7 protein-coding genes are annotated in these 7441 nt (G+C 60.8%); 4 read left to right on the top strand and 3 right to left on the bottom strand.

The window, feature by feature from the left end; translation table 11 throughout:
• Nucleotides 1–170: 170 nt before the first annotated feature.
• Genes D8U71_RS25455 through D8U71_RS25445 form a run of 3 tightly spaced genes read right to left on the bottom strand, consistent with a single transcriptional unit; the run spans nucleotide 171 to nucleotide 3234 of the window.
• Nucleotides 171–1157: an alpha-L-glutamate ligase-like protein gene (locus D8U71_RS25455; RefSeq protein ID WP_016773817.1), complete on the bottom strand. Its 987-nt coding sequence runs from the start codon at nucleotides 1155–1157 to the stop codon at nucleotides 171–173.
• A complete protein-coding gene (locus tag D8U71_RS25450) occupies nucleotides 1157–2692 on the bottom strand; it encodes an inactive transglutaminase family protein (RefSeq protein ID WP_024012295.1) in 1536 nt (511 codons plus the stop codon). The genes D8U71_RS25455 and D8U71_RS25450 overlap by 1 nt, the downstream gene beginning before the upstream one ends.
• Before the next feature lie 5 nt (nucleotides 2693–2697).
• On the bottom strand, nucleotides 2698–3234 hold the full coding sequence (locus tag D8U71_RS25445) for an ATP-dependent zinc protease (protein WP_041479149.1): 537 nt from the start codon (nucleotides 3232–3234) through the stop codon (nucleotides 2698–2700).
• A gap of 404 nt (nucleotides 3235–3638) precedes the next feature.
• Here D8U71_RS25445 and D8U71_RS25440 point away from each other — a divergent pair, with 404 nt between their 5' ends.
• From D8U71_RS25440 to D8U71_RS25420, 4 genes are all read left to right on the top strand, one after another.
• Nucleotides 3639–4361, top strand: a complete 723-nt coding sequence (locus tag D8U71_RS25440; RefSeq protein WP_177180867.1) for a GntR family transcriptional regulator — start codon at nucleotides 3639–3641, stop codon at nucleotides 4359–4361.
• Nucleotides 4358–5251, top strand: coding sequence for a methylisocitrate lyase (prpB, locus tag D8U71_RS25435; protein WP_024012298.1), 894 nt, complete (start codon nucleotides 4358–4360; stop codon nucleotides 5249–5251). The genes D8U71_RS25440 and prpB overlap by 4 nt, the downstream gene beginning before the upstream one ends.
• A 151-nt stretch (nucleotides 5252–5402) precedes the next feature.
• Nucleotides 5403–6530: a 2-methylcitrate synthase gene (gene prpC, locus D8U71_RS25425; protein WP_130888993.1), complete on the top strand. Its 1128-nt coding sequence runs from the start codon at nucleotides 5403–5405 to the stop codon at nucleotides 6528–6530.
• Nucleotides 6531–6728: 198 nt separating this feature from the next.
• Nucleotides 6729–7441 (top strand): aconitase family protein (locus tag D8U71_RS25420; RefSeq protein WP_241664261.1); only part of this gene is annotated, 713 nt, incomplete at its 3' end.

Below are 7441 nucleotides of genomic sequence, written 5' to 3'. Positions count from 1 at the left end.
CCTCACCCCAGCCCTCTCCCCCAAGGGGGCGAGGGGGAAAGGGAGCCGATCTTCATGCTTTTCAAGGCCGGAGTTCGACCGGGTATTTCAGGTCGGCGCAGCTCTCGCATCCACCACGGTCAGTCCCCTCTCCCTCCGGGAGAGGGCTAGGGTGAGGGGCTTTTCAGCTTTTAGCCCTCGACCGCAGGAATATGCCCAAACATCTCCTGGGTAAACGCCACCCGCTCTTCTACCGATTCCTTAACGCCCCGCGCCTTCAGCTCTTCCAGCCGCGCTTCAACCGCGTGAGTGCGCAAGGTCAGGCCGCAATCGTTGGCGATCTGAATGTTCAGCCCCGGCCGCGCATTCAGTTCGAGAATCAACGGACCCTTTTCCTGATCGAGCACCATGTCCACACCGATATAACCCAGCCCGCACAGCTCATAGCAGCCGGCGGCGAGTTTCATGAAACCGTCCCAGTAGGGCAGTTGCACGCCGTCCACCGCGTTGGTGGTGTCGGGGTGTTTGGTGATGATGTTGTTCAGCCAGGTGCCGCGCAGGGTCAAACCGGTGGCCAGATCCACACCAACGCCAATGGCGCCCTGGTGCAGGTTGGCCTTGCCGCCGGACTGGCGGGTCGGCAGACGCAACATCGCCATCACCGGGTAACCCATCAGCACGATGATGCGGATGTCCGGCACGCCTTCGTAGCTGATGCTCTTGAAGATCTGGTCCGGGGTCACACGGTATTCGATCAGTGCGCGGTCGCGGTGGCCGCCCAGCGAGTACAGGCCGGTGAGGATGCTGGAGATGTGATGCTCCAGCTCTTCGTGGGCGAGGATCTTGCCCGACACCGTGCGATAACGGCCTTCGAAGCGGTCAGCGATGACGATGATGCCGTCGCCACCCGCGCCCTGCGCCGGTTTGATCACGAAGTCGCTGCGCCCGCCGATGATCTCGTCGAGCTTGTCGATTTCCTTCTCGGTGGAGATCACCCCGTACAGCTCCGGCACGTGGATGCCGGCGGCGATGGCGCGTTCCTTGGTGAGGATCTTGTCATCGACGATCGGGTACAGGCTGCGCTTGTTGTACTTGAGCACGTAGTCCGCGTTTCGGCGGTTGATGCCCATGATGCCGCGCGCCTCGAGGGCCTTCCAGGTCTTCCAGAAACCGAACATCAGGCGTCAGCCTTCTTCAGGAAGGCCTTGAAACGTACCAGTTCGGTCAGGCGGTAGCCGCGATAGCGACCCATCGCCAGCATGAAACCGACCAGAATCAGCAGGATCGCCGGGAAGGTAAACACGAAGTACACCAGCTCCGGCACGGTCATGATCAGGTGCGCCAGGGAGGCGGCGAACAGCGTGCCGATGGCGACTTTCAGCGCATGGTTGGCGCCGCGTTCTTCCCAGGTGATCGACAGACGTTCGATGGTCATGGTCAGAATCACCATCGGGAACAGCGCCACCGACAAGCCACGCTCAAGCCCCAGCTTGTGGCTGAACAGACTGATCGCCGCAATCAACACCACAACGAAGGTCAGCACCACCGACAGGCGCGGCAGCATTTGCAGTTTCAGATGTTCGAGATACGAGCGCAGCGACAGGCCCAGCGCGGTGATCACCGTGAACAGCAGAATGCCGAAGCCCAGCTGCGTTTCGCGGAAGGCCAGCGCGATCAGCACCGGGGTGAATGTGCCCAGGGTCTGCAGGCCGACGAGGTTGCGCAGGATCAGGATTACCAGTACGCCGATCGGGATCATCACCATGATCATGAAGGTCTGCTGGGTCTGCAGCGGCAAGCCGTACAGCGAGTAATCGAGGAAGTTGGCGTCAGTGTTTTCGTCGGTCAGCTTGGCCAGACGAATCGCGTTCATCTCGCTGTTGTTCAGGCTGAAAGTCACGTTGGCTTTCTTGCCGCCGTCGACGGTGATCAGGTTTTCGTCACCGGTCCACCACAGCAGGCGGTCGGTTGGCAGGCCTTGCTCACCGGTTTCCGGGTTGAAGTACAGCCAGTCGTTGCCGTTGAAGCTGCGCAGCCACAGTTCGGGTGTCTGGGGCTGATCGGCGACAAGGCGGATGGTGTGGACTTTTTCTACCGGGACGTGGGCAATCGACAGCAGCAGTTCGACGATCTTGGCTTTGTGCGAGGTCGACGGATCGCCGGCCAGCAGCAACTTGACGTTGTCGTCATTCACGTTGTTGACGCGCTTGATCGCCTCGCCAATAAAGGTTTCGACGTCGGCCGAGTGTTGGCGGATCGGCGCGAGCAGGGCTTCGGCGGCGATTTTTTCCGGGCCTTCGATGACCATGCTGTCACGGAAGGTCGGGCCTTTGACCTTGGATTTTTCCGCGGTGTAGCGCTTGGTCAGCACCAGACGGTAATACAAGGTCTGGTTGCCCTTGGCGCGACGGGCCGACCAGGTCACCTTGCGGTTGCCGTCGATGCGGTTCACCGCTACGCCGTAGTTATTGGAGATGAAGCTTTCGTTGAGACTGACGTAATCGCGGCTCAGCGGCGGCACGAACATCTGGATCTTCACCGGATCCTTGGTGCTGGCGACGAACTCGACCTTGGCGTCGATGTTCCACAGGTCGTCGGTGGCGTCTTCGGTCACCGGGATGCCGAGCACGAAAATCTGATAGGCCGTAACCGAAACGCCCAGCAGCACCAGCACGGCGATCAGGATTTTCAGGTGGAAGGTTAGAGAACGCATGGAAATTACTCGGCGGTGTGAGCGGCGATGGTGCAGGCAGGTTTGCCGGCAGCGTATTTAAGACTGGGGTCGACCAGCGCGTCGAAGCGTTTCAGCGCCTCGGAGCCGATCAAAAGCGGGTATTGGAACGCACTTCGGTCGGTGAGGTTCACTTCGATGCTGCGCAATGCCGAACCCATGCAGATATCCAGCTCGATCACCGGACGGGCGGTGTACTGCTTGCCTTCTTCCGGATCGTAGTCGCCGGCGCGGCGCTTGATCTTGCTGACGCGAGCCAGCGGCCGTTCGATGGGGTGTGAATGCGCGGTGTCGATGGCCAGGTAGAAACGTACCCAGGACTCACCGTTGCGTTTGAAACGTTTGATGTCGCGGGCGCTCAGCGAGGCGGTTTTCGCCCCGGTGTCGAGTTTGGCCGCAACTTCGAGATTGATGCCGTCAAGCGAAGCGTATTCGTTGAGGCCGTACACGGTTTTTTCCCCCGCGGCGGCGAGGCCCGGCAGGCAAAACAGAGCAAAAAAGGTGGGGAAAGGCTTGAGTCTCATAAATCCTGGTGCGCAGCGTTCCGTTATCGGTTCAGGTGCCCGCGCAACCGTGCGCAAGCCCCCGCGTGTGCCTGGCAGCTTTTTATGGCAAGCCGTACTAAAGACCCGCAAATGCGGGCGGCATTCTAGCACGGTGGTTTTATGGCGCCAGCGCTTGCGCCGACCCATGAGCTGCAAGGGATGCCACTCTTGTGGGAGCGAGCCTGCTCGCGAAAGCGCTGTGTCATTCGATGTAGAAGCCGGCTGATGTGCCGCCTTCGCGAGCAAGCTCGCTCCAACATTAATAGATGATCGATTGGCTGCGGTTATTAGACGATTGTCGACAATACCTATTTATCCTTTGACTGATGCGGTCTTATTGGCTAGTTTTTGCCGCATTGGATTTAAAGGTGTCGACAATCATGCTGGATCAACTCGATCCCCCAGTCATCAGCGGCGACGATTCCGAGACGCTGTCGGAAAACGTCTTCCGGCGCATTCAGGCGGCTATCGTCAAAGGCGAAATCGCCCCGGGCAGCAAGATCTCCGAGCCGGAACTGGCGCGTACTTATGGCATCAGTCGGGGGCCGCTGCGTGAGGCGATCCATCGTCTGGAAGGCCAGCGCTTGCTGGTGCGTGTGCCGCACGTCGGTGCGCGGGTGGTCTCGCTCAGCCATGCCGAATTGATCGAACTCTACGAAATCCGTGAATCCCTCGAAGGCATGGCCTGCCGCCTCGCTGCCGAGCGCATGAGCGTCGAGGAAATCGACGAACTGCGCCGGGTCCTGGAAACCCACGAGCGCGATGCGGCGTTTCAGGCCGGCGTCGGTTATTACCAGCAGGAAGGCGATTTCGACTTTCATTACCGGATCATCCAGGGCAGCGGCAATCGCACGCTGACGCAGATGCTCTGCGGCGAGCTGTATCAACTGGTGCGCATGTACCGCATCCAGTTTTCCACCACGCCGAACCGCCCGCACCAGGCCTTCGCCGAACACCACCGCATTCTCGATGCCATCGCCGACCGTGACGGCGAGCTCGCGGAATTGTTGATGCGCCGCCACATCGGCGCCTCGAAACGCAACATCGCCCGTCACTACGAGGACGGCGCCCACAACAAGACAGCCACTGAACGAGGTGATGCATGACTTCCAACCTGAACACGCCGGGCCAGCGCTTCCGCGATGCGGTCGCCAGCGAGCATCCTTTGCAAGTGGTCGGCGCGATCAACGCCAACCACGCGCTGCTGGCCAAGCGCGCCGGTTTCAAGGCGATCTACCTGTCCGGCGGCGGCGTGGCCGCAGGCTCGCTGGGCGTGCCGGACCTGGGCATCACCGGGCTGGACGACGTGCTCACCGACGTGCGGCGGATCACCGACGTTTGCGACCTGCCGCTGCTGGTGGATGTTGACACCGGTTTTGGCTCGTCGGCCTTCAACGTCGCGCGCACGGTCAAGTCGATGATCAAGTTCGGCGCGGCGGCGATTCACATCGAGGACCAGGTTGGCGCCAAGCGCTGCGGCCATCGCCCGAATAAAGAAATTGTCAGCCAGCAGGAAATGGTCGATCGCATCAAAGCCGCCGTCGATGCCCGTACCGACGACAGCTTCGTGATCATGGCGCGTACCGACGCACTGGCAGTGGAGGGTCTGGAATCGGCACTTGATCGCGCGGCAGCGTGCATCGAAGCCGGCGCCGACATGATCTTCCCGGAAGCGATTACCGAACTGGACATGTACAAGCTGTTCGCCAATCGTGTGAAAGCACCGATCCTGGCCAACATCACCGAGTTCGGCGCAACGCCGCTGTACACCACCGAACAACTGGCCGGCGCTGACGTCTCGCTGGTGCTTTACCCGCTGTCGGCGTTCCGCGCGATGAACAAGGCAGCGGAAAACGTCTACACGGCGATCCGCCGCGATGGCACGCAACAGAATGTCATCGACACCATGCAGACTCGCATGGAGCTCTATGATCGTATCGATTACCACACGTTCGAGCAGAAGCTCGATGCGTTGTTTGCACAGAAGAAAGGCTGAACAAAACCCTGTGGGAGCGAGCCGGCTCCGGGCGGCGTTCCGACGAAGACGGACTGACATCCAACATTGATGTCGACTGATCCAGCGCTTTCGCGAGCAGGCTCGCTCCCACAAGTTTCCCCATACAAATTCAATAAGATTGGAGAACACAATGGCCGAAGCAAAAGTACTCAGTGGCGCCGGGCTCCGTGGCCAGGTAGCCGGGCAAACCGCACTGTCCACCGTGGGCCAGGCCGGAGCCGGGCTGACCTATCGCGGCTACGACGTGCGTGAGCTGGCCGCCGACGCGCAATTTGAAGAAGTCGCCTATCTGCTGCTGTATGGCGAACTGCCGACAACAGCGCAACTGGCCGACTATCAAAGCAAACTGAGCAAGCTGCGCGACCTGCCGCAAGCTTTGAAAGAAGTGCTCGAACGAATTCCCGCCGACGCCCACCCGATGGACGTCATGCGCACCGGTTGCTCATTCCTCGGCAACATCGAACCGGAGAAAGACTTCTCCGAACAGCGCGACAAGACCGACCGTCTGCTCGCCGCGTTCCCGGCGATCATGTGCTACTGGTATCGCTTCAGCCACGACGGCAAGCGCATCGACTGCGTCAGCGACGAGCCAACCATCGGCGGCCACTTCCTGCACCTGCTGCACGGCAAGAAACCGAGTGAATTGCACGTCAACGTGATGAACGTGTCGCTGATCCTCTACGCCGAACACGAATTCAATGCCTCAACCTTCACCGCACGCGTTTGCGCCTCGACTTTGTCGGATCTGTACTCGTGCGTGACGGCGGCGATCGGTTCGCTGCGTGGCCCGTTGCACGGTGGCGCCAACGAAGCGGCGATGGAAATGATCGAGCGCTTCTCGTCGCCGGAAGAGGCGATCAAAGGCACCCTCGGCATGCTCGAGCGCAAGGACAAGATCATGGGCTTCGGCCACGCGATCTATAAGGACAGCGACCCGCGCAACGAGGTTATCAAGGGCTGGGCGAAAAAACTCGCGGACGAGGTCGGTGACAAGGTGTTGTTCCCAGTCTCGGAAGCCATCGACAAGACCATGTGGGAGCAGAAGAAACTGTTCCCGAATGCCGACTTCTACCATGCCTCGGCGTACCACTTCATGGGTATCCCGACCAAGCTGTTCACGCCGATCTTCGTCTGCTCGCGCCTGACCGGCTGGGCCGCGCACGTGTTCGAACAACGCGCCAACAACCGCATCATCCGCCCGAGCGCCGAATACACCGGCGTCGAACAGCGCAAGTTCGTGCCAATCGAACGTCGCTGAATGGTGAGCTGACCCGGAACCAGAGAACCCCGCTAGACCCTGTGGGAGCGAGCCTGCTCGCGAAGACGGACTGGCATCCAACAAGGATGTCGACTGATCTATCGCTTTCGCGAGCAGGCTCGCTCCCACAGTGGACGGTGTGCAACTCAGGTGTCTGGCCTCACCCTTTGAAATTACCGTGACCCGAGTCCTGACCCGATGAACACAGAATTCCGCAAGAACCTGCCCGGCACGCCGCTGGATTACTTCGACACCCGCGCGGCGATCGAGGCGATTGCACCCGGCAGCTACGACACCCTGCCGTACACCTCCCGCGTGCTGGCGGAAAACCTCGTGCGTCGCTGCGACCCGGCCACGCTCACCGATTCCCTCAAGCAACTGATCGAGCGCAAGCGCGATCTCGATTTCCCGTGGTTCCCGGCGCGGGTGGTCTGCCATGACATCCTCGGCCAGACCGCGCTGGTCGACCTCGCTGGCCTGCGCGATGCCATCGCTTTGCAGGGCGGCGACCCGGCGCAGGTCAACCCGGTGGTGCCGACGCAATTGATCGTCGACCACTCGCTGGCCGTCGAGGCGGGCGGTTTCGATGCCCAGGCCTTCGAGAAGAACCGCGCCATCGAAGATCGCCGCAACGAAGACCGTTTCCACTTCATCAACTGGACCAAAAAGGCCTTCAAAAACGTCGATGTGATCCCGCCGGGCAACGGCATCATGCACCAGATCAACCTGGAGAAAATGTCCCCGGTGATTCAGGTGCGCGAAGGCGTGGCGTTCCCCGACACCTGCGTCGGCACCGACAGCCACACGCCGCACGTCGATGCGCTCGGTGTGATCGCGATCGGCGTTGGCGGCCTCGAAGCCGAGAGCGTGATGCTCGGCCGCGCGTCGTGGATGCGCCTGCCGGAAAGCGT

Origin of the sequence: Pseudomonas sp. Sample_21 (assembly GCF_004307525.1) — a bacterium.
In the GTDB taxonomy this organism is placed as follows: Bacteria; Pseudomonadota; Gammaproteobacteria; order Pseudomonadales; family Pseudomonadaceae; genus Aquipseudomonas; species Aquipseudomonas atacamensis.
This window is presented reverse-complemented; position numbering and strand designations above follow the sequence as displayed.